This window comes from Microcoleus sp. S13_C5 (assembly GCF_036700845.1).
In the GTDB taxonomy this organism is placed as follows: Bacteria; Cyanobacteriota; Cyanobacteriia; order Cyanobacteriales; family Microcoleaceae; genus Microcoleus.
In genome coordinates this window covers 122875-145376 of the sequence record NZ_JAUBPR010000001.1, presented here as the reverse complement: position 1 = coordinate 145376, position 22502 = coordinate 122875, and the positions used below count along the sequence as shown (strand labels likewise).

Below are 22502 nucleotides of genomic sequence, written 5' to 3'. Positions count from 1 at the left end.
ATCCATTTTAGATTTAAGATTTCAGAGGCAACCCCATCCATTTTAGATTGTAATTTTACATTTTAGACTTTAGAGGCGACCCAATCTATTTAACCATTATAATGGAATGAGCACAAAGGAGCGTGTAAGTTGAAAACTCAAAATTTCCAGAGCATATCATCAGCAATCGCTGGGGTTCTATTAGTAGGCGCGCTACTCATCGGTTTAAACTCTTTTGTCGTCATCAATCCAGGCGAAGCAGGGGTAGTCAGTGTTTTAGGAAAAGCCCGAGATGGAGCATTGTTAGAGGGGTTTCACCTCAGACCCCCGCTAATATCCAAGGTAGATGTGTACGATGTAACAGTGCAAAAATTTGAAGTTCCCGCCCAGAGTGCTACTAAAGACCTTCAGGATTTAAATGCTAGTTTTGCGATCAACTTTCGCCTCGATCCTGAGAGAATAGTTGATGTCCGAAGGACTCAAGGCACTTTGGAGAATATAGTCTCAAAAATTATTGCTCCTCAGACGCAAGAAGCATTTAAAACAGCGGCGGCACTGAGAACCGCCGAACAATCTATTACTCAAAGAAGTGAACTGAAGCGAGACTTTGATACTGCGCTGAAGGAAAGGCTATCAAAGTATGATGTAATCGTACTCGATACGAGCGTTGTTAACATTCGATTCTCGACAGATTTTGCGAAAGCGGTTGAGGAGAAACAGGTTGCTGAACAGCGGGCGCAAAGGGCTGTTTATGTGGCTCAGGAAGCAGAACAACAAGCTCAAGCTGACATTAACCGCGCTCAAGGTAGGGCGGAAGCTCAAAGACTTTTGGCTGAAACTTTGAAGGCTCAAGGCGGCAATTTAGTGCTGCAAAAAGAGGCGATCGAAGCTTGGAGAAGCGGGGGGGCTCAGATGCCAAAAGTGCTGGTTATGGGCGCAGGTTCGAGTCGGGTTCCTTTCATTTTTAATATGAGCGATATTCAGGAAGAACCCGATCGCCCGCAAGTGACCAACGATTAAAATATGACTGAGGGTAACAAACCCGGTGTCTCCGAAAATATGGGCTTTGCTAACCAGAAATCTCGCAATAAACCGGGTTTCCTCAGAAAACACACATAAGTCTTATGAGAGTTGTCGGAATATGCTACACTTCTGAAAGCCACAATATAACGACAGTTTGAATCTGTCGCTATAAAAGCGAAGTCCGCAATTAACACGCAGGCAACACACTCATTTTAGGAAGCAAGGAAAAATCATGACCCGCGCTATTATGGAAACCGACAAAGGCACAATCAATTTGGAATTGTTCGATGCGGATGCGCCTAACACAGTGAAGAATTTTGTTGACTTGGCGGAAAAAGGTTTTTACGATGGATTGGCTTTTCACCGAGTCATTCCTAACTTTATGATTCAAGGTGGCTGTCCAAAAGGCAATGGAACGGGCGGCCCCGGCTACAAAATCAAGTGTGAAATCAACTCCAACAAACATTTGGCAGGAACTTTATCGATGGCTCACGCAGGTAAAGATACGGGTGGTAGCCAATTCTTTATTTGCCATTCTCCCCAGTCTCATCTAGATGGAGTGCACACAACTTTTGGCAAAACTGAGGATATGTCTGTCGTCAATGCTATCCGCCAAGGTGACAAGATTATTTCGCTCAAAATTGAGCATTAATTTCCTCTAATTAGTGGCGTTTGCAATAAGGAATTTAGTCCTTATTGCAAACAAAACTTGTGAAAGTTAAGAGTTTTAAAATATACAATTTATGACCAATGATTTCTTGATGGTACAAGCCCCCTGATTTATCCGTGGAATCAATCCAAAATCCAAAATCCTTGCATCCTCAAGCCCCCGGATTTATCCGTGGTGTCAATCTAAAATCTAAAATCTAAAATCTAAAATCGAATGACTGTTATCAATGATTCTGCTGTGGTGGCTGAGTTAACTGAACTATATTTAAAATACGAAAAAGCTCTTTGTACGAATGATATTGAAACTCTCGATAATTTGTTCTGGGATGCGCCGGAAGTCGTGCGGTTTGGGGTGACGGAGAACCTGTACGGGAGCGATGAGGTGAGGGCTTTTCGCAAGGGACGATCGCCTGTAAATGTCGATCGAGAAATGTTCAACCTCAAAGTCGTGACTTTCGATGCAGACACGGCGGCTGTGACGCTGGAATTTCGCCGTGTAATGGATGGAGTGGTGCGGCTGGGGCGGCAAAGTCAGATGTGGCGCAAGTTTCCTCAAGGGTGGAAGATTGTTTCCGCTCACGTTTCTTTTTTGCCGATGGAGGGATGAGCGGTGACATACCTCGGATCAAGGTGAAATAATTTCCCCAGTCGGTAGTTGAATTTGATTATTGTTGAGCCATTTAATTCCGCAGATATTCTTTTTTTCCTTTAGTATTAGTGCCTCTGCTTTGTTACCTGTATTCTTCATAGGCAAAGGTGGCACATTAGGTTCGTTTTCATGTTCATTTACTCTAAAATAAAGCTCTTGCCCGTCATAAGAGTAAATTTTTTTTTCAATAAAAGGGACTAACTTGTATCTTAACCTGATGCCACATGACCCTGTGGTATCATCGCGATCGTTTAACATTAAATCTCCGTTGTAGTAGCAATAAATAGATTTTAATTGATTGGGTGATTGTACAACTTGTACAATGTCTCCTCTTCCTCCAACAATAACTATACCAATCACATATTCGGGTAATTTACCCAAATCATAAAGTAGGGTGCAGGTAGAAATAATTAAGGAAAAAGCGACTATTTTTACAGTTAACTTGTCGGAATTTTGTACTAATATTTCTGGGTCTAAAAATACATAGAAAACATATATTAACAACACAAATATACCAAATAATCCCGCCCACACGTCAAGCTCCACACCTGCTAAAGAATAGGAACAGAGTACGATAATTAAATTTAATATATTAAAAAATATCGCACCCCACACTATAAATTTTGATTTCATATTTTGAGAGGCTGTAAATTAAAATGATTCTAAAGCGGTATCCAAAAGCTCAATTTAACTATAGCCGGAGCAATTCTACCATAGCTGCACGTCTTTCTTGGTTATCCACTTTTGCAGTAGCTTGGTCATTACCGCAATTTTCCCGCTCCTCTCCCCTAATACAGTTCATATTTGAGTAAAGTACACGGAATCGAGCCATTAAAAACCGGAATCCGCCGCGATGTCCTGAGTCCAACCTTTTTACCCAACTCCTTATTTCCTGTTAAAATAAAGGCATTCCAACCTTTAAAACGATTCTTGAAAATATCCCCCAACATCTTGTACAAATCTCCCAATTCGCTAGCATCTCCCAGGCGCTCTCCGTAGGGAGGATTGCAAATCAAAACGCCTCTGTCTGCGGGTGCTTCCAACTGAGATAACTCGGTTTGAGCAAACTGAATCTTACCAGAAATACCAGCTTGCTGCGCGTTCGTGCGAGCTTGAGTTAACATATCGGAATCGCGATCGCACCCTGCAATCACCTCTTTAAGTTCCGGCAATTCGCTGTTTTCAGCTTCTGCCCACAATTTATCCCACAAAGGTTCGTCAAAATCCCGCCAAGTCATAAATCCAAACTTTTCTCGGAACAATCCCGGTGCAATATTCAATCCCTTTAAAGTCGCTTCCAAAGGCAAAGTCCCAGAACCGCACATCGGGTCTAAAAACGGCAAATCTGGCGTCCATTCTGCCATCTCCAACAAAGCCGCAGCTAGGGTTTCTTTCAGGGGAGCAAGCCCCATCGCCGGTCGATATCCCCGGCGGTGTAAACTGCCGCCCGAACTGTCTAAACTTAAAATAGCTCTATCTTGATGAATGTGAATGTTAATTAGCAAATCGGGATGCTCTACATCGACATTAGAACGCTTGTTAAATTGAAGGCGCTGTTGGTCGGCGATCGCATTTTTGACCTGCAAAGCTGTAAAGTGAGTGTGGTTCAAATTTTCGTTGCCACCCGTGCAGTTTACTGCTAAAGTATTGTCTGGATATAAGTATTCGTCCCAAGGGATTTTCTGCACTTCGCGGTAGAGCATATCCGAGTTGTAACACCGGAATTCGGCGATCGGCATTAGCACTCGAAAAATTGTTCTCGACCACAGATTGACGCGGTACAATAAAGCGCGATCGCCCGCAAAGTAAACCCCAGTAAAATCTGGCTTGACATCCTGGGCCCCTAAACGTTCTAATTCTTGGGCGGCAATAGTTTCTAAACCGCGCGCAACTGTAGCAAAATATTGATTCATTGATAATGGGTAATTAGGAACAGGGAATTGGTTTTTCTCGATCGCCCTAAATTATATCAAATCCGGTACCATCAGAATTGTAAAATCGAGTCAACAGTCAACAATCACCGACGGTACAACCAAAATTGATAGAATTCATCTGCGTTAATCTGTGTTGCATCTGCCATCATCTGCGGTTAAAAAAAGATAATTTATAGAACCGCAGATGACAATAGATTGACGCGGATTTACGCAGATCAAGAGAAGAGAGAGATGAAGAATTCCGACTCCTGGGGGTGAGTTTCCGCGCACCTCACCCTTGCAAGTCACAAACTGTCAGTAATACTCGTGAAATTAAAAGCTTTCACGCGCACTCCGGGCAGGACACTACCGGCGTAACGCTTCACCGCACTAACTGCATCCACATCGCGCAACATATCAGGTAAAACTTGATTGAAACGCAGGTTTTTAATCGGGTAAGGAATTTTGCCATCCTCAATCCAAAAAGTACCGTCGCGAGTCATTCCCGTTACTTCCAATGTTTTCGGATTAACGTAGCGCACGTACCAAGCTCGACTGACAAAAATTCCTCGCTCGGTTTGAGCAATTAAATCTGCTAAACTTTGGTCGGAACCTGTCATCACGATCGGGTAATAAGCACCTTTTGCCTCTTTGCCTTTTTGTGCGGCCCAGTAGCGGGAATAAGACAAACTTTGAGGGACGCCATCTTTGATGATTTCCAAATAGTTATTGCTCAATCCGTCGCCGAAAAAAGTATTCGATCGCAGCAAAGGATGAGCCGGATCGCGCTGCACTTGCACTAACGGGCTAAAAAGTTGTTCCCCCGCGCGGTTTCCCGCTGGTTTTCCCTCTGCATCGGCGATCGACATAAACGATCGCCCCTCATCCGCCGCCCTCGCATCCAGCCCCCAAATCACCCACGGTAGCAAGCCCCCAAAAGCAGCGCCGTCAAAGATTACCGGATAAACGCCGGGAGTGATGGGGCGCGGGTTGCGGGATGCCATCGCCCGATCGAGCACTTGTTCTGCTAATTCGGCGATGGGCAATTCGTTGATACTCCAAGCAGTGCTCTGAGCCCAACTAGAACCGTCTTCAACGCGAGCCGTAAAGCTGAAATCAGCCTCTGTAGACTGATTGCAGGCGCGGAGTCCGGTTGACGAGGCGATCGCGTACAGCCACGCATCAGCGCTCAAAGTGCCCGAACCATGAGCGCCCCCCTGTCCGGCAATAGCGCAAGCTTGCTGCACCATTTCTGCCCGCGCTAGAGGCGATACAGTTGCCGTTGCTGCGTCGAATGCGGGCGATCGCAAATCGTAGGTTTGAGGCGGCAGCAGCGGCATCCATTCGGGGTCTGCCGGCGCAATTCGGGCCAATTCTTCCGATCGCTTGACTGCAGAGGCGATCGCATCTTCATCAAATTCTGTAACAGCAGCAGAGGCGCTTTTGTTACCGAAATAGCTAGTAATGCTCAGGCTAAATACAGTTTTGCTGATATTTTGGCTGATTTGATTTTCCGAGAATCTCGAAAGAGATTCCTCGCCTGTAGAGAGACTGACAAACACTTCCTCTGCTTTGGATAGTTTGACTGCTTTTTCTACTACAGATAAGGCTTGGTCTTCACTTAAACTTGCGGGCGATGTTGTTACAATCATGATTGGTAATTAGGCATTGCGAATTGGGCATTGCGAATTGGGCATTGCGAATTGGGCATTGCAAATTGGACATTGGGAATTGGGCATTGTTAGCAATTAACTAATAACTAAGAACCGATGCTCCATGCCCCATGCCCCATGCCCTATTACCCAATTTGAATATCCCTCACTCGCACCGGCACACAAGCATGAGTCATTTGAGCAACCTGCATCGGCTCGCCCTTTCCGCATATATGAGTACCGCATTGAACCAGCTCCGAAGCTGGCCCAATCGCATCTATTTGATTCCAGAAATCAGTAGTCATCGCCTGATAAGTTACATCCTTCAACATACCGACAACTTTACCTTTTTCCACTTTCCAAAAAGCATCGCCGCCGAATTGAAAATTGCGTCGCTGCTGGTCGATGGAATAACTACCCATACCGTCGATTAAAATGCCGTCTTCCGTATCCGCAATCATCTCTGCCAAAGTAGCAGTATGGCTGCCGCCATCCGGGCCCGGCTCCAATCCCAAATTGGGAATTCTCACCATCGGCACGCTCGACCAACTGTCAGCGTAAGCAGAACCATTGCTGCTACCGCGTCCGAGGCGATAAGCCGTCTCTCTGTCAGTGAGATAATCAACTAAAATTCCATCCTTGACAACGTACCACTCTTGTGATTTTACGCCCTCATCATCGTAACCCATTGTACCGCGGCCACCCGGTTGAGTGCGATCGCACTTAAAATTCACCCAAGGTGCAGCGTATTGCAGTTTATTTAACTTATCAGTAGTAGCAAAGCTAGTGCCAGCAAAATTAGATTCGTAGCCGTAAACCCGGTCTAATTCAGTTGGATGACCTACAGATTCGTGGATTGTCAAAAACAAATTTGTCGGCTTAAGAATCAGGGATTTGCAAATACCTGCCGGGATTTTGGGAGCGCGCACTTTCTCAATAGCTTCGGCGGCCACTCTTTCCACTTGACTCAACAAATCATCGGGATTAATATGTTCGTAACCGATATTAAGTGGCGGGCGTTCGTAACTGCGGCTTTGGGCATCGCCACCCGCAATTGCCGTACAGCTAAAACCCGGATAGCTGCGGTAGATTGTTTGTTCGATTAGCGAGCCTTCTGTGGAAGCAAAAACCTTGTCTTCGCGGCTTGACTGCAAAAAAGAAGAAGCTTTTTTGATGCCTTGTGCGCCGTGTGCTAGCAGCTTCTCGTTGATAGTTAGCAGCAGTTCAGCTTTGTCAGCAACCGGTACAGAAAAAGGGTCAATGGCGATCGGAGTTACATAGGTATCGACATATTTTTCGACTGGTACTAACCGCACCGGTTCCTTCTGAGTTAAGCGGCTGCCTTTAGCGATTTCTACAGCCAAAGCGACTATTCTTGCAACCTCTGCAGGTGTTTTGCTGTGACTGGCGGCAAACCCCCAAGCGCCGTCTAGAAGCACTCGCACGCCAAAACCGGAACTTACATTATCTGACAGTTGACTTAAAGATCGATCGCGCGCGTAAAGATTCTGCCTTCGGTAACTGCAAAAACGCACATCACCGTACTCGCAACCTGTTTTCCGAATCAAATCTACAGCCAAATTTGCTAACTCGTTAGCAGAGATTTTTGCAGTTAATTGCACCATAGTTATTCGTCATTCGTCGTTAGTTGTCAATTATTATAGCGCTTTTCAATTTTTTGAACGAACCGCGAACATCACGAAGGAAGAACAGCATCTTCTTCTTTCTCCTCATTCGTGTCCTTCGTGCCTTCGCGGTTCATTTAATCTGATATCTTGCGCCATTATCCATAGCTCTTTTATGGGCGGGCAGGATGCCCACCCCACAATAACTTTACTGTTTGTGGAACAGGCATCTTGCCTGTTAAGCGAGAATGGTGCAAAATCTCATTTTATTTCTACTCCAGTTCCTGCAAAACCCCTGTCAAAATTTCCACAATGCGATCGATATGTTCCTTCTCAATAATCAGCGGTGGCGACAAAGCAATAATATCACCAGTTGTACGAATCAACAGCCCTTTTTCATAGCACTGCAAGAAACAATCAAAAGCCCGTTTCCCCGGCTTCCCAGCAATAGATTCCAACTCAATACCCGCCACCAGTCCCAGATTCCGAACATCAATTACGTGCCGCACCCCCTTCAAAGAATGCACCGCATTTTCCCAATAACCAGCCATCTTATCAGCTCGCTCAAACAGCCTTTCTTCCTCATAAATATCCAGCGTCGCCAGAGCAGCCGCACAAGCCAGAGGATGACCAGAATAAGTATAACCGTGAAAAAGCTCGATCGCATTTTCAGGAGCATTCATAAAAGCATCATAAATGCCTTGTTTTACAAACACCGCCCCCATCGGCACTGTACCGTTAGTTATACCTTTCGCCGCCGTCACAATATCGGGAACCACCCCAAAATATTCCGTTGCAAAACTAGAACCTAAACGCCCGAATCCGGTAATTACCTCATCAAAAATCAGCAGAATTCCGTACTTGTCGCAAATCGCCCGCAGCCTCTCCAAATAACCTTTCGGCGGAATCAAAACCCCCGTAGAACCCGCCACCGGTTCCACAATTACCGCTGCAATATTAGACGCATCGTGCAAAGCGACAATCCGCTCCAATTCATCGGCAAAATGCGCTCCCCATTCCGGTTGTTGGCGGCTGAAAGCATTGTGTTCGAGATTGTGAGTGTGAGGCAAATGATCGACTCCCGTCAGCAAACTGCCAAAAAACTTGCGGTTTGTACCTATACCGCCGACAGAAATTCCCCCAAAACCAACGCCGTGATAGCCGCGTTCCCTACCGATTAATCGTTGGCGAGTTCCTTCACCTTTCACTCGGTGATAAGCGATCGCAATTTTCAAAGCAGTTTCTACAGATTCCGACCCCGAATTAGTAAAGAAAACGCGATCGAAATTGCCCGGAATCATCTTTACCAAACGTTCCGCCAATTCAAAAGCCCCCGGATGTCCCATCTGAAAAGCCGGAGAGTAATCCAAACGCAAAACCTGCTGTTTAACTGCTTCGGCAATTGTCTCGCGGGCGTGTCCTGCATTCACGCACCACAGCCCCGCAGTACCATCTAAAATTGAGCGGTTATCATCGCTTGTAAAGTGCATATCTTTTGCCGAAACCAATATTCGCGGATTCGCTTTAAACTGTCGGTTGGCAGTGAAGGGCATCCAGTAAGCGTCCATATTTGTCATGTTTTTTTATCCTTTTATATTGATACTTCTGCATCCAAACTATAGCTTGTGGCTGAGTATCGCTCGCCAGACGCTTATTATAATTTTACAAATATCTTTTTTAAACGAACCGCGAAGACGCAAAGAGCGAGAAGGAAAAGAAGAAAGAGGTTTTTGTCATTTCCAAGTAGAGTTTTTACCGGAAAACATCTCCCTATCTTCCTCTTTCTCTTGCTCCGCGATGAAAGCGGTTAATTAAATAGATATTCTTTAATTAACGATCGCCTCCACAGACTCATGCTGCAACAAACCAGTTAGCATTTTCACAGGCCGCTCCCCGTATGGCCACGCGAAAGCATGGCGGAAAGCGGCCTCTTGACACGCTTGCAACTGCCGAAAATCAATGATATCCAAAGTTAACAAATTCTCGTACTCGAAAGGCAATCGCACGTTGTGTAATCCCGCGTTGTCGGTGCAAATGGCAATATCGACACCAGCTTCAAAACATCGATCGAACACAACCTTCAATTCGCGCATATCCTGCAACGTCCCCGTTTTGAGATAGGTAGTCGGGCAAACTTCCAAGCATTGACCCCTGCGCGCGACTTCTGCTAGCAATTCGGGATACTTTAACGGAATTTGAATCCCGTGACCGATACGCATCAGATAAGGCAAAAGTTCGGGATAACAGCCAGAGGTAGTTTCGTAGAGGTGGCCGGTAGTTTTGATGCCGATCGACCTCGCGTACTGGTACAATCCGACAAACTCCTCCAAACGCTCGCCAATACAAGCATCGCCGCCAGCTATATCGATCGCGCAAACATATTCTCCCATTTGCGCCGCCAAATCTACGATCGCCCGATTCACCTCATAGGGTAAACGCGAGTGCATACACAAAATTTGGCTGGTAACAATCGGACAATCGCTAATTTGACTTGCCTTGCCCACAACCTGTACAATTTCTGCCATTAAATCAATGCGTTCTGACTGATCCAAATGTTCAGGAGTCCGCAAATAAGGCGTATAGCGCAACTCCAAATAAGCCAGATTTTCAAACACGTAAGCGCCCCGCATCAACCGATAGATGAAATAAGGCAAAGTCTCAACAGTTTGAACGCTTTCTACCAGCGTGTGCAGTTCCAAATACTCATTCAGAGTATTGCGCGGACGAGTGTAAAAATCCTCAAACTCCGAGTATTCTTGAAATCGATTAACCATCTCAGCATTGTGGCGATCGAAATACCGCCACAGCACCCTAGGAACGACAGAACCACCCAGATGGCGGTGCAACTCAGCGTGTAAAGTCATGGCAACAAAGCCTCTATTTTCTCAATGTTAACAAAAATTAATTTGGCCGAAAACAATGGGGTCTGTTGCCCCCGGACTCGTCTGTGGATCGGCTCACACTCATTTGCGTATCCGATCGACCTGTGAACCGATGTATCCGTGGCGTAGCCTCTAAAATCTCAAATCCAAAATCTAAAATCTAAAATTGATTGACATTTAGGACGCATTCATAGATAATCGGAGATTGTGTCAACCTGAACTGAACGCGAGAAACCCTTGGCTAACGTAGTTGTGATCGGCGCCCAGTGGGGCGATGAAGGAAAAGGCAAAATTACCGATTTGCTCAGCAAATCCGCAGATATCGTTGTCCGCTACCAAGGGGGCGTCAACGCCGGTCACACCGTGGTAGTAAACGGTCAGACTTTCAAACTGCACTTAATTCCGTCTGGGATTCTCTACCCTGATAAAGAGTGTATTATCGGCTGTGGCACCGTCATCGACCCTAAAGTTTTAATTGCAGAGTTAGATCAGCTAGAGGCACTGAATATTTCGACAGCCTCGCTGATGATTTCGGAGACGGCTCACGTCACGATGCCCTATCATCGATTAATTGATGTAGCATCGGAAACGCAGCGGGGAAATTATAAAATCGGGACGACGGGACGCGGCATTGGCCCTACTTACGCCGACAAGTCGGAACGTACCGGCATTCGGATGCTCGATTTAATGGACTTGGAAGGGTTGCAAGAACAATTGGAATGGACGATTAATTGTAAAAATGTCCTTCTAGAAAAACTCTACAATTTGCCGCCTTTAAATCCGCAAGACGTAATTGATGAATATCGAGTTTATGCCGAACGTTTGCGACCGCACGTAGTAGATAGTTCCCTGAAGATTTATGAGGGAATTCACAAGCGGAAAAATATTCTGTTTGAAGGCGCGCAAGGCACTTTATTAGACTTAGATCACGGTACTTATCCTTACGTTACTTCGAGCAATCCCATCGCTGGTGGGGCTTGTGTGGGAACCGGAGTCGGTCCAACAGCGATCGATCGCGTAATTGGCGTAGCAAAAGCTTATACAACCCGCGTCGGAGAAGGCCCCTTCCCTACCGAAATGGTAGATGGAATAGGAGCAGTTTTGGGCGAGAGAGGTGCAGAATTCGGCACGACAACCGGCAGGAAACGCCGCTGCGGTTGGTTCGACGCGGTAATCGGCCGCTACGCCGTCCGCATCAACGGCCTTGACTGTCTGGCAATTACCAAACTAGATGTTTTGGATGAATTAGAAGAAATAAAAGTTTGCGTTGCTTACGAAATTGACGGCGAAAAATGTGTTGATTTCCCGAAAAGTTCCCGGATATTTGCTCGGTGTCAACCTATTTACGAAACCCTTCCAGGTTGGAAACAGTCTACGGAAGAGTGCCGGAATTTGGAAGATTTGCCGCAGCAAGCTTTGGATTATCTGAAGTTTTTGGCAGACTTGATGGAAGTGCCGATCGCGATCGTTTCTCTCGGTGCGAGCCGCGACCAAACTATTATTGTAGAAGACCCGATTCACGGCCCGAAACGCGCTTTGCTTTCAGCAGACGGTACGCCAGCCTAACCATTTTAGATTGGGAAAGAGTGATGGGGAGATTGGAAAAGTTGGAGAGACCGAGATTCGGAGAATAGCCAAATTCCCACTTTCCAATTCCCAATTTTTATCAAATAGTCAGCGAATTTAATTAAGTTCGATCGCTGTAGCATAAATTTGATAAAATGTGAAAACAATCAACAGAAAGTCATAAAATGGAACTCGCAGTAGAATGTCAAAAGCGGGCAGAAGGCAGCAAACCTAACGCCCTCCGCCGCTCTGGATTGATTCCCGCCGTCCTCTACGGCCACAAAGGCTCTGAATCCATTTCCCTTACCATCAAAGCCAAAACAGTTGAACACCTGCTCAAAAAGCACGTAGTCAACAATACCCTAATTGACCTCACCATTCCCGACCTCTCTTGGAGCGGAAAAACCTTGCTGCGGGAAGTTCAAGTTCATCCTTGGAAAGGCTATCCTTACCACCTGAGCTTTTTCTCCGTGGCAACTCAAGACAGTCTGGAAGTTGAAGTGTCGCTGAATTTTGTCGGCGAAGCTGTGGGGGTCAAGTTAGAAGGCGGCATCTTGGATACCGTGCTGACGCAACTAGCAGTTAAGTGCAAACCTGACAGCATTCCTGAAGGAATTGATGTAGATATTTCTAATTTAAAGGTTGGGGATGCGCTGCACATTCACGAATTAGTTTTGCCTGCGGGAGTGGTAGCTCTCGGCGAACCAGATCAGGTGGTTGTTACCGTGCTGGGAATTCAAGCAGGTTCTGAAGCAGAAGACGCAGAAGCAGACGCAGACGCAGCAGCTTGATGAGTAATTCCTAATAGTTGTTAACTAACTAATGGTTGAAGAAAAAGGGCGATCGCTTTCTCGCAAAAAAGCGATCGTTTTTTGCTAAAAAGGCTATTCTCGTTTGGGTTCGATCGCACATCTGGCACCGTTTGTAAGATTTTTTTAGGCGGGTTCCCTTGCCCAGTCCACAACAAAGCATCCCACAAGCAAGAACCTGCCGTGTTTACTTTCCTTTACAAAACGGGCGATCGACCAGAAGCTACAAGAGTCGGGACGGGCGCGCAAATCAGCCAGAAACCGGGCTGATTCTTACATATTTAGCCGTAAAATCAAAAAAATCAGCCGAGAATCCCGGTTCCTCGCCAGCAGCGGGAATCAAAAAAATTAAGAATTAGGGGAACAAGCCCGCTACTCTTAGTGTCAAACGCGAGTATAATTGTGAAACGTTTAGACTACCTTATTTAATTCCTGCCTCTGGAGCCGCCGCCCATATGCCATCAACAGTGAATACAGAATCAACAGCGGTTCAATTTAACCAACAGGGAGAAACATACTTATCCCAAGGAAAAATAGAAGAAGCGATCGCCTCCTGCGAGCAAGCTTTGAAGATTCACCCCAATTTTGCACCGGCTTACAAGACTTTGGGCAACGCGCTGCAAGCTCAAGGCAGGATGGAAGAGGCGCGACACTGGTACGCTAAAGCGATTGAAATAGAACCGAATTTTGCGGAAGTATATGCGAATTTGGGCAGCCTGGGCGCGCAGCAGCAAAAATGGCAGGAGGCGATCGGATTTTATCAAAAGGCGATCGCGATTAAGCCGAATTTCGCGGGCGTGTACCGGAATTTAGCAAAAGTATTCGGACAAATTAGCAAACCGGAAGAAGCGCAGCAGTGCTGGTATCAAGCATTTAGTTTGGAACCGGAAAAAGTAGCGCCTGGGGAACACTTGAATATGGGCGACGCTTTTTTTCGGCAGGAAAAATACCCCGAAGCGATCGCTTGTTACGATCGCGCCATAAAATTAAATCCTAATGTGGCGACTGCTTACCAAAATTTGGGCGAAGCGCTAAAAAAACAAGGCAAGTTAGAGGAAGCGACAGCATATTATCGCAAAGCTATTGAACTGAACGCAGCTAATGCGAGAAACGGCAGCGAGGGACAGGAAACTTTGGCGGGTGCAACTGCGACAAACGGTGCAGTTAAGCAGCAGCCCGCAGCAACCCCAGTGCAGCAGGCAGTTAAGCCGCCAGTGCAGCAGGCTGTTAAGCCGCCAGTGCAGCAGGCTGTTAATTCTACAATTAATATAGAAGATCCAGAAGCATACAAAATATTGGCAGAAGGCTATTTTGCTCAGGGCAAATTAGAACAGGCGATCGCAGCTTGTAAGAAGGCACTGCAAATTAAGCCGGAAGCGCCGCTTTACAAAATGCTGGGCAACGCGCTGCAAGCTGGCGGCAAAATTGATGAAGCTAAAAGTTGCTATGTCAAAGCAATAGAAATTAACCCAAATTTTGCCGAAGCTTACGCTAATTACGGCAGCATTTGCGGGCAGCAGGAACAGTGGCAGCAAGCGGTTTCAGCTTACGAAAAGGCGATTGCCCTGAAGCCGGATTTTGCGGGTGCTTTTCGCAATTTTGCGAAACTGTTAAGTCAGTTAGGCAAGTCGGAGGAGGCGGCTGAGGCTTGGTATCGAGCATTTGCGATCGACCCCAAGTCGGGCACCGCTGAGGAACACGAGAGTTTAGCCAAAACTTTGATCGAGCAAGGTAAGGTAAATCAAGGTATTGACTGTTACCGGCGCGCGGTTGAGTTGAACCCAAATGCTGGCGCAGCTTATCACGAATTGGGCGAAATTCTTAAGGGTCAAGAACAGTGGGAAGCGGCGGTAGAAGCTTACACTAATGCCATTAGAAACAATCCTAATCTTTCTTGGTCGCACAACAATTTAGCTGAGTCGCTGGTTAAGTTGGAACGGTGGGAGGAAGCTGTAAATGCTTACCGCAAGGCGATCGAATTAAATCCAGATTTTAGCTGGTCTCACAACAATTTAGCAGACGTGCTGCTGAAGTTGGAACGGTGGGAAGAAGCTGTAGAGGCTTACAGCAAAGCAACAGAATTAAATCCAGATTTCAGTTGGTCGCACAACTATTTAGCAGACGCACTGATTAAACTGGAACGGTGGGAGGAGGCAATTTCGGCTTACCAAAGGTCGATCGAACTCAATCCTGACCATTTTTGGGCGCACAACAATTTAGCAGAAGCGCTGGTGAATTTGGAACGTTGGGATGAGGCAGTTGTTGCGTACCGGCGTGCTAACGAAGTTAATCCGAATTTCTTCTGGTCGCAGAGCAAGTTGGGCGACGTGCTGCTAGAAATGGAAAGGTGGGAGGAGGCGATCGATGTTTACCGACGCGCGGCCGATTTGAATCCTGATTTTCCGTGGACTTATTACAACATGGCAACGGCTTTTGAGAAGCTGGAACGGTGGGATGAGTCGATCGCCGCTTACCGCCGCGCTGCGGAAATTCAGGCGGATTTGCCGTGGCTTTCGCAAAAGTTGGCTGATGCTTTGAGGATGCGATCGCAGTGGGATTTGAAGGAGGCGATGCGTTTGTACCGGCGGGCGATTCAGGAGAATCGTGATGACGTGCAGTTGTATCACAAGGCGCTGGAGATTGCGCCGAATGATGCTGACCTTTATGTTGAGTTGGCTAATGCTTTGGTGCGGCACAGTTGGCCGGATGGGGCGATCGTCTTTTATCAGATGGCGTTGCAGGTAAATCCCGAATGTGGTGAGGCGCACTTGCAGTTGGGGTTGCTTTTCGGGCAAAAGAATGATATGGAGCGGGCGATCGCTTGTTACCGCCACGCTATTGAGGTTCAACCAAATGAGTATAAACCTTACCAATTGTTAGGCGATGCTTTGAGTGCAAAAGGTCAGCGGGAGGAAGCAATGAACTGTTACCGCCGCGCGATCGAGTTAAAACCTGACGATCCGTATATCCATAACAATTTAGGGGATATGCTGCGACATCAAGGAGATTTGGAGGGGGCGATCGCTTGTTACCGCCGCGCGATCGAACTGAAACCAGATTTCTCATGGTTCCACTATAATTTAGGGGAAGTATTGACTAAGAAAGGGCAAATAGATGAGGCTAGTTCTTGTTACCGTCACGCCTTAGAGCTAGAACCCAAGATTTTCTAATTTAGACTGCGAGGTGGTATACATTTCGCAGTCTAATGTCGGATAATCAATATTATTACCCTACCAAACTCAATCGAATTTAGAGAAACCAAAATGACACCGGAAGAAGCTCAGCGTCTAGAATCAAATATCCAAAAGACTTTATCTATTCATGCTAAAAGCGATAAGAGTTATCTCTGGATGGCCTATTGGGTAATCTTTGAGCGGGAAGCTGACCCTGATGGATTAGAAGGTTGGTTGGATGAAATTAGTGCAGGTGTGTCTAGAGCTGCTGTCATCCAAAAAATGATTGAATCAAATGAATTTCAAGAACGCCTTCTAGGTGTAGGAGGCGAAAACCCACTTAGTAAACTTCACAGTGCCAGAATGGAAATGGTTAGAACACTGCTTCCACCTGCTAAAGTTATTTTAGACATGGGAGGTTATTCTGGCTCCGATGAAAGAGGTGCTTTGTTACAGTTGGGCTATCCTTATCTACCGGAAAAGCTCTACATTTTAGATTTTCATCCCGACCAAATGATGTTTCCTGGTCCCGAATGGTCGCAACAGGTTAATTACCAAGGCTGTGAGATTGAATATGTCTATGGAAGCATGGCAGACTTAACCTGCTTTCAGAAAAATTACTTTGATCTAATTTGGTCAGGAGAGTCAATAGAACACGTTACTGTAGAGGAGGCTGAAAAGGTTCTTTCAGAAGCCTACAAGTTATTGAAACCAGGGGGAATATTGGCACTAGATACCCCAAACAGGCGAGCTACAAAGGTACATAGTCCTGATAGTTACATCCATGCCGAACACAAAATAGAATATTATTACGAAGATTTGTGCAATCTTATAGAGAAGCACAACTTTAAAATCCTTCAGACTAAGGGACTTATCGATCTTTCAACATCGATCGCTACATCAAGTATGGAGAATTTCTATCATGAGTTCGTTCACGGCGAACTCATCAATGATAATCCAGATAATTCTTATTGTTTCTACATTTGCTGTATGCGAGGGGAAGATTTGTAGGCTAAATTTATCATCAGAAGACCCACAATAAATAATCCCTGATGCCAGACAGTTGCTAATATCAAAATTGAAGCCTTGCTCTGTCTAGTTCTCTCTGAGATTGCAGCGCCGCTTGCTTCCACGCTTGAGCTTGCGATTCAACCAACTTTTTCTCTTCTATTGTCCTCATAATATATTCAAGGCGATGTCTAATTTTTTGACCAATAACCTCTGGATTGAATAAAGACCTAATCTCCTTAGCTGCTCTCGCTCCTACTTGCTGTGCTTGCGGATAATTTTCAAACACATACTGCATGAGCGAAGCTGTATGATCGATATCCGGCTCGGCCCAGATACTACCTTTTGGGTAAAGTCCATAAGCTTCAGTCGTTGCCACTAAATCGTATTTCACCAAAAAACTATTGCCGACATTCATAAAATCGGTATTGGATGAATAAGCGGTAGCTATGACTGGCTTGCCGTAATACATTGCCTCCGCCATAGTCAGACCAAAACCCTCAGCCCGATGTAGCGATACATAGCAGTTACAATTATCTACTAAGCCATGAACCTCTTCCTTGCTCAAATGCCCTTCGATAAGTTGAATAGAGGGCCAGTCTTCTGTCATTGCTTTTAATTGATCGTACTGATTTTGATAATAAGGATGAGGTCGAAACTTAATAATCAGTAAAACATCTTCATTAGACTTCCCAAAAGCTTTTTTAAACGCCTCAATCGTAGCAAAAGGATTTTTTCGCTCAAAACCGCTACCCATGTCGAACATGAACAGAAAAATAAATTTTTCTTTAGGTAATCCTAAAGATTCTCTCCTCAACTCGTTGGGCGGTAAATAAATGCTAGGTGGTAATTTGACAACGGGGAGAGGCGAGATATCGGAAATCGTTTCAGCAGTGTAATTGCTGTAAGTCCACACCTCATCAAAGCGATTAAAAGCTCCCATGAAAAAATCAGGAAATACCGGAAGTTCCCAAATCCAAAAACCAATATTATAGCGATTATTAAAATATTCAGGCTCGATACAATTCAACAAGGATTCGTGCGGGTTGGTATGGACGATGTTAATGGGATAAGAATGATCGCTGGAAAAATTGGTGTATGTAGAATCTAAGTTGCGTTGCGAATCTTCTTTGAGATCCTTGATTGTGAAAGGAATGTTAGCTGCTTCTATCGCTCTGATAGTCCCTCGCACACCCCCGCCCAAACCAAACTCGCCACTCACATGACCGATAATATTAACTCCCAACTTAAAATTTGTGTTATTGAACATGATTGAACTCCTAATAACAAATATCTACAGTAAATTAAACTTTTTAAGTCTTAGCAAGCCTGTGGTGTTGTGCTAGTTCAGATTGAACTTGCTGTGTTGTCTGCCGCCAAACTTGGATTTGGGAGTGAGCCACAGCCGTCTCTTCCTGCATCTGATGGATACGAGTTGACCAGTTTGTAGATTGGTTCATTCTGTTTCTAATGATTTCCAACCGATTTTTGATTTTGATGCCTTGAAGTTGAGGACTCAGTAAAGACTTGATTTCTTGAGCTGCTCTTGCTCCTACTTGTTGGGCTGCTTGGGGATTTTCAACAACATACTGCATTAATGATGCTGCATGCTCGATACTGGGATCTGCCCAGTAATTGCCTTTAAAGTAAGGCCCATAATCTTCGGTCAGCGTCACTATGTCATATTTTACCGGAAAACTATTGCCGACATTCATAAATTCCATATTAGATGAGTAGCCAGTAGCGATTACGGGTTTGCCGTAGTACATCGCTTCCGCCATTGTCAAACCAAAACCTTCGGCCCGGTGCAGGGAAACATAGCAGTCGCAATTGGCCACTAAAGCATGAAGTTCTTCTCTCTTTAAATGCCCATCTATAAAGTGAACTGGCCAGCCTGCTGCTTGCGCTTTGAGTTGGTCTCGTTCTTTGGGGAAAAAGTTGCCATTAGAAAACTTGAGTACCAGTAAGACATCTTCATTGGATTGAGCAAAAGCTCGCTTAAATGCCTCCAAAGTAGCAAAGGGATTTTTGCGACCTATGGTACTGTGGAAGTCAAACATGAACAAAAAAATAAATTTGTCTTGGGGTAATCCTAATGCTTCTCTCTCAAATGACGGTTCGGGAAATTCCAGGCTGGACATCATCTTAATCACAGGGACGGGGGATACGGGCGCGATCGCTTCAGCGCAGTAATTGCTATAAGTCCATATCTCGTCAAATAAAGAAAAAGCGTACAACCACCCTGGAGGAAATAGCGGCAGTTCCCAAGCCCAGAAGCCAATATTGTATCGACCTTTAAAGCATTCGCGATCGACCATGTTGAAAACAACGGGTTCTGGCAGAGTATGAATCAGGTTAATGGGATAGGGATTTTGCTCGGAAAAACTTGTGTAGCTGTTATCTAAATTTCGATGCCAATCTACTTTAATATCTTTGAGTGCAAAGGGAATTCCAGCCGCTTCGATCGCTCTGAGAGTGGCCCTCGAACCTTCTCCCAGACCATATTCACCGCTCAGGTGTCCGATAAAATTGATGCCGAAATTAGAATCTATTGTTTGATTTAACATGGTTCGTCTTTTACTTAAGAAATATCTCGTCGAATAAATGCTTGAAAATTCACCGCTATTCTCGTTGAAATTAAGAGTATTTTGCTAACTCTTTCTGTACCTGTAACGCTGTCTGCCTCCAAGCTTGGGCTTGACGAGCCAATAGATCTCTTTCTGTCTGAAGTTCATGGAACCGATTTGACAACTGGCTATGATTGAGATGTGCCATGATAAATTCAAGGCGATTTTTGATTTTTATACCTACAGCTTGAGGATTTAATAAAGACCTGATTTCCTTGGCTGCTATTTTTCCTGTTTTCTGAGCTTCCTGATAATTCTCAAATACAGACTGCATGAGAGACGCAGCATGATCGATATCTGGTTCCGCCCAGACACTGCCTTTGGGGTAAGCTCCATAATCTTCAGTTGTTGTCACCAGTTCGTATTTAACCGGAAAACTATTGCCAACATTCATAAATTCCATATTAGATGAATAGGCGGTTGCTATTACTGGCTTGCCGTAGTACATCGCTTCCGACATTGTTAAACCGAATCCTTCAGCCCGATGCAGAGACACATAACAATCACAACTATTAACCAAGCCGTGAATCTCTTCTTTTTTCAAATGTCCGTCTATAAACTGAAGAGATGACCAACCCTCAGCTAAATCAATTAGTTCCTGCCGGCGTTGCGGAAAAAGATGAGCATTGGCAAACTTGAGAACGAGTAAAACATCTGGATTAGATTTACCAAAAGCTCGTTTAAAAGCCTCAACGGTGGCAAAGGGATTTTTCCGTTCAAAGGAACTCCCGAAGTCAAACATGAATAGAAAAATAAACTTATTTTTGGGTAGGTTGAGGTTTTCTCTTGTTAATAATGGTTGCGGGAAAGCGAGGCTAACAGGAATTTTGAGTACAGGAACCTGGGAGACAGCGGAAAATGCTTCTGCACAAAAATTACTGGTAGTCCAGATTTCATCAAATAAATCAAAAGCCCATTGCCACTCTGAGGGAAAAACAGGCAGTTCCCACAACCAGACACCTATATTGTATTTGCCTTTGAAATATTCAGAACCAATGCCGGGAAAGTATCCTGCTAAAATCTGCTCAACCCAATTTGGGTTGGTTTGGATTATATTGATTGGATATGGGTTGTCGTCGGAAAATTTTTTGTAGCTGGTATCGGAGTTGGGTAGCCAATCTATTTTCAGATCCTTAGCTGCAAAGGGAATTCTGGCTGCTTCTAGGGCTCTGAGATTTCCTCTAGCGGCTTCTGCTAGCCCAAAATCACCGGTTATATGACCGGCTAAATTTACACCCAAAGAATTATTTAGTTGATGATTTAACATTCGTCTTGTTTTTTGCTGAATAGAAATAGCTGAATAGGATTGAAAAACGATTTAATCTATGAAGCCTTCTTAATCAGTAGCCCCAAGGATGTTGTGACATATTGTTCTAACTGAAGCTTTAAGTGTATTCCCGACCAGGGCGGTACGTCTATGTGACGATCGAACGGCCCGCTTCCGGTGTTGTAGTTGAGGACTATTTCGTGTCCTTGGCTTGTCAACTCTGCTGCGAGTCTGTCGATGTCCTGCCGTCGAAACAGTACAGTCTGTTGGTGGTCGATCGTCGCGTCATTAGAAAAAACGTTGAATTCGGTGGTATGTACTGCTATTCCGCCCGGACGCAGACACTTAAGGCTGTTTTTGACGAATTGCAGCCCCAGTTCGATCGAGCCGACGTGCTCGAAAGCGCAAGACGAATAGACAAAATCGAAGCCGACCAAATCAGGAGCTATCTTGTTCATATCTGCCACGCGGTAACTCACCTTGGATGCGAAGCGTTCGGGGGGGCAGATGCCGCGATCATTAAGTGCCTCTAGCGTGGCTGCATATTGACCGGTACCTGCCCATCCCTGCTTAGTGGCTTCCTCTGAATCTAGGTCTGTGGCCACCACTTCGGAGCCTCGCGCAGCCATTACAGCTACTAACGGTTCCTGGCCGACACCAAAACCTAGTCCGCGCCTGCCTGGTGACATCATGCCCGCCTCAGACAGACACTGGAGGATATAGGCGTACTCCCACAGTTTTCGATGAAATATTGGCTCGTGCGGCAGGCGAGTTTCCTCACACCAATAGTAGAAGGCATCCGCTCGACACTGGGCCTCGGTGGCCATTTGCGAGACTGGATTTGTGAGGCTTGGCTCATCGTTAACAATCAATGGCTGATGCTTAATGATAGTTTTCTCAATATTGAAACCCGAGTTTGTCATCATAGCTTGCTTGCAATCTCTTACTAATGGATGGTTAGCGCAGTTTTGCCATTAATGCTACGACGCATCAATTCTTTCCATTCTGCTGAGTTAACTAAGGTATTGGTATCGAGGATCTCTCCTTTTTCTGACGAAAATCTAGCAAAATTTTCTAACCAGTTCAAAACTGTTTCTGTTGTTGAAAAAGGCGTGCACTTCAAGGATTCTTTAAGAAAGTTAGCCATCCCGGCTCTATCGCCTTTGCAATAAGCGTACCACCCCTCCCACAATAAGTCTTTGTACTGCATCTGACTTTTGACCTTAGTTTCTCTAACCCTAGCTGGCGAAAACTTTAATCTTTCCAATTCACTCTGAGCCTGATGGAGTTGTAACTGGGATTGTTCCAATTCACTCTGAGTTTGATGGAGTTGTAACTGGGATTGTTCCAATTCGCTCTGAGTCTGATGCTGTAGTGCTTGAAATTGTTCTAATTCACTCTGAGTTTGGTGCTGGACTGCTTGGAATTGTTCCAATTCACTCTGAGTCTGATGCTGGACTGCTTGGAATTGTTCCAATTCACTCTGAGTCTGATGCAGTTGTAACTGGAATTGTTCCAATTCACTCTGAGTCTGATGCAGTTGTAACTGGGATTGTTCCAATTCACTCTGAGTCTGATGCAGTTGTAACTGGGATTGTTCCAATTCACTCTGAGTCTGATGCAGTTGTAACTGGGATTGTTCCAATTCACTCTGAGTCTG

17 protein-coding genes and 1 pseudogene are annotated in these 22502 nt (G+C 45.3%); 7 read left to right on the top strand and 11 right to left on the bottom strand.

Annotated elements, in window-relative coordinates; translation table 11 throughout:
* Positions 1 to 129: 129 nt before the first annotated feature.
* The 3 genes from QUA04_RS00595 to hpxZ all read left to right on the top strand — a co-directional run bounded on the left by QUA04_RS00595 (position 130) and on the right by hpxZ (position 2278).
* Positions 130 to 999 carry a prohibitin family protein gene (locus QUA04_RS00595; protein WP_333252790.1) on the top strand — a complete coding sequence of 290 codons (870 nt, stop codon included), beginning with the start codon at positions 130 to 132 and terminating at the stop codon, positions 997 to 999.
* 235 nt (positions 1000 to 1234) lie between these two features.
* On the top strand, positions 1235 to 1654 hold the full coding sequence (locus QUA04_RS00590) for a peptidylprolyl isomerase (protein WP_332982885.1): 420 nt from the start codon (positions 1235 to 1237) through the stop codon (positions 1652 to 1654).
* Positions 1655 to 1885: 231 nt separating this feature from the next.
* Positions 1886 to 2278 carry an oxalurate catabolism protein HpxZ gene (hpxZ, locus tag QUA04_RS00585; protein ID WP_333252788.1) on the top strand — a complete coding sequence of 131 codons (393 nt, stop codon included), beginning with the start codon at positions 1886 to 1888 and terminating at the stop codon, positions 2276 to 2278.
* Positions 2279 to 2296: 18 nt separating this feature from the next.
* Here hpxZ and QUA04_RS00580 read toward each other — a convergent pair whose 3' ends face one another.
* The 6 genes from QUA04_RS00580 to QUA04_RS00555 form a co-directional block, all read right to left on the bottom strand.
* The gene (locus QUA04_RS00580) at positions 2297 to 2953 is read right to left on the bottom strand and encodes a hypothetical protein (RefSeq protein ID WP_333252786.1); all 657 of its coding nucleotides are present in this window, start codon (positions 2951 to 2953) and stop codon (positions 2297 to 2299) included.
* 155 nt (positions 2954 to 3108) lie between these two features.
* Positions 3109 to 4233: a THUMP domain-containing protein gene (locus QUA04_RS00575; protein WP_333252783.1), complete on the bottom strand. Its 1125-nt coding sequence runs from the start codon at positions 4231 to 4233 to the stop codon at positions 3109 to 3111.
* 305 nt (positions 4234 to 4538) lie between these two features.
* Positions 4539 to 5885, bottom strand: coding sequence for a TldD/PmbA family protein (locus QUA04_RS00570; protein ID WP_333252780.1), 1347 nt, complete (start codon positions 5883 to 5885; stop codon positions 4539 to 4541).
* Positions 5886 to 6031: 146 nt separating this feature from the next.
* Positions 6032 to 7510: a TldD/PmbA family protein gene (locus tag QUA04_RS00565; protein WP_333252779.1), complete on the bottom strand. Its 1479-nt coding sequence runs from the start codon at positions 7508 to 7510 to the stop codon at positions 6032 to 6034.
* A gap of 272 nt (positions 7511 to 7782) precedes the next feature.
* Positions 7783 to 9087: an aspartate aminotransferase family protein gene (locus QUA04_RS00560; protein ID WP_333252773.1), complete on the bottom strand. Its 1305-nt coding sequence runs from the start codon at positions 9085 to 9087 to the stop codon at positions 7783 to 7785.
* Between the two features lie 249 nt (positions 9088 to 9336).
* Positions 9337 to 10374, bottom strand: a complete 1038-nt coding sequence (locus tag QUA04_RS00555; protein ID WP_333252771.1) for an adenosine deaminase — start codon at positions 10372 to 10374, stop codon at positions 9337 to 9339.
* 255 nt (positions 10375 to 10629) lie between these two features.
* Between QUA04_RS00555 and QUA04_RS00550 the strand changes: the two genes are divergently transcribed.
* The 4 genes from QUA04_RS00550 to QUA04_RS00535 all read left to right on the top strand — a co-directional run bounded on the left by QUA04_RS00550 (position 10630) and on the right by QUA04_RS00535 (position 16951).
* Positions 10630 to 11958, top strand: a complete 1329-nt coding sequence (locus tag QUA04_RS00550) for an adenylosuccinate synthase (protein ID WP_333252769.1) — start codon at positions 10630 to 10632, stop codon at positions 11956 to 11958.
* A gap of 185 nt (positions 11959 to 12143) precedes the next feature.
* Entirely contained in the window at positions 12144 to 12749 is a 606-nt protein-coding gene (locus QUA04_RS00545) for a 50S ribosomal protein L25/general stress protein Ctc (RefSeq protein WP_333252766.1), read from the top strand.
* A gap of 473 nt (positions 12750 to 13222) precedes the next feature.
* Positions 13223 to 15937 (top strand): tetratricopeptide repeat protein, encoded by a 2715-nt coding sequence (locus QUA04_RS00540; protein ID WP_333252764.1) that lies wholly within the window; start codon positions 13223 to 13225, stop codon positions 15935 to 15937.
* A 93-nt stretch (positions 15938 to 16030) separates the two neighbouring features.
* Positions 16031 to 16951: a methyltransferase domain-containing protein gene (locus QUA04_RS00535; protein ID WP_333252762.1), complete on the top strand. Its 921-nt coding sequence runs from the start codon at positions 16031 to 16033 to the stop codon at positions 16949 to 16951.
* 61 nt (positions 16952 to 17012) lie between these two features.
* Here the strand turns inward: QUA04_RS00535 and QUA04_RS00530 are convergent, their stop codons facing one another.
* The 5 genes and pseudogenes from QUA04_RS00530 to QUA04_RS00510 form a co-directional block, all read right to left on the bottom strand.
* Positions 17013 to 18218: a glycosyltransferase gene (locus QUA04_RS00530; RefSeq protein ID WP_333252760.1), complete on the bottom strand. Its 1206-nt coding sequence runs from the start codon at positions 18216 to 18218 to the stop codon at positions 17013 to 17015.
* 43 nt (positions 18219 to 18261) lie between these two features.
* Positions 18262 to 19515, bottom strand: coding sequence for a glycosyltransferase (locus QUA04_RS00525; protein WP_333252758.1), 1254 nt, complete (start codon positions 19513 to 19515; stop codon positions 18262 to 18264).
* 70 nt (positions 19516 to 19585) lie between these two features.
* Complete coding sequence (locus tag QUA04_RS00520; RefSeq protein ID WP_333252757.1) at positions 19586 to 20842, bottom strand: glycosyltransferase family 4 protein; 1257 nt, start codon at positions 20840 to 20842, stop codon at positions 19586 to 19588.
* Positions 20843 to 20898: 56 nt separating this feature from the next.
* Positions 20899 to 21768, bottom strand: coding sequence for a methyltransferase domain-containing protein (locus tag QUA04_RS00515; protein ID WP_333252755.1), 870 nt, complete (start codon positions 21766 to 21768; stop codon positions 20899 to 20901).
* Between the two features lie 20 nt (positions 21769 to 21788).
* Positions 21789 to 22502: pseudogene (locus QUA04_RS00510) on the bottom strand (hypothetical protein); the annotation flags it as partial.

Bases quoted from the DNA above. Each gene is read 5' to 3' on its own strand.
- QUA04_RS00590 (WP_332982885.1), top strand. From the start codon at position 1,235: ATGACCCGCGCTATTATGGAAACCGACAAAGGCACAATCAATTTGGAA.
- hpxZ (WP_333252788.1), top strand. From the start codon at position 1,886: ATGACTGTTATCAATGATTCTGCTGTGGTGGCTGAGTTAACTGAACTA.
- QUA04_RS00580 (WP_333252786.1), bottom strand. From the start codon at position 2,953: ATGAAATCAAAATTTATAGTGTGGGGTGCGATATTTTTTAATATATTA.
- QUA04_RS00575 (WP_333252783.1), bottom strand. From the start codon at position 4,233: ATGAATCAATATTTTGCTACAGTTGCGCGCGGTTTAGAAACTATTGCC.
- QUA04_RS00570 (WP_333252780.1), bottom strand. From the start codon at position 5,885: ATGATTGTAACAACATCGCCCGCAAGTTTAAGTGAAGACCAAGCCTTA.
- QUA04_RS00565 (WP_333252779.1), bottom strand. From the start codon at position 7,510: ATGGTGCAATTAACTGCAAAAATCTCTGCTAACGAGTTAGCAAATTTG.
- QUA04_RS00560 (WP_333252773.1), bottom strand. From the start codon at position 9,087: ATGACAAATATGGACGCTTACTGGATGCCCTTCACTGCCAACCGACAG.
- QUA04_RS00555 (WP_333252771.1), bottom strand. From the start codon at position 10,374: ATGACTTTACACGCTGAGTTGCACCGCCATCTGGGTGGTTCTGTCGTT.
- QUA04_RS00545 (WP_333252766.1), top strand. From the start codon at position 12,144: ATGGAACTCGCAGTAGAATGTCAAAAGCGGGCAGAAGGCAGCAAACCT.
- QUA04_RS00540 (WP_333252764.1), top strand. From the start codon at position 13,223: ATGCCATCAACAGTGAATACAGAATCAACAGCGGTTCAATTTAACCAA.
- QUA04_RS00535 (WP_333252762.1), top strand. From the start codon at position 16,031: ATGACACCGGAAGAAGCTCAGCGTCTAGAATCAAATATCCAAAAGACT.
- QUA04_RS00530 (WP_333252760.1), bottom strand. From the start codon at position 18,218: ATGTTCAATAACACAAATTTTAAGTTGGGAGTTAATATTATCGGTCAT.
- QUA04_RS00525 (WP_333252758.1), bottom strand. From the start codon at position 19,515: ATGTTAAATCAAACAATAGATTCTAATTTCGGCATCAATTTTATCGGA.
- QUA04_RS00520 (WP_333252757.1), bottom strand. From the start codon at position 20,842: ATGTTAAATCATCAACTAAATAATTCTTTGGGTGTAAATTTAGCCGGT.
- QUA04_RS00515 (WP_333252755.1), bottom strand. From the start codon at position 21,768: ATGATGACAAACTCGGGTTTCAATATTGAGAAAACTATCATTAAGCAT.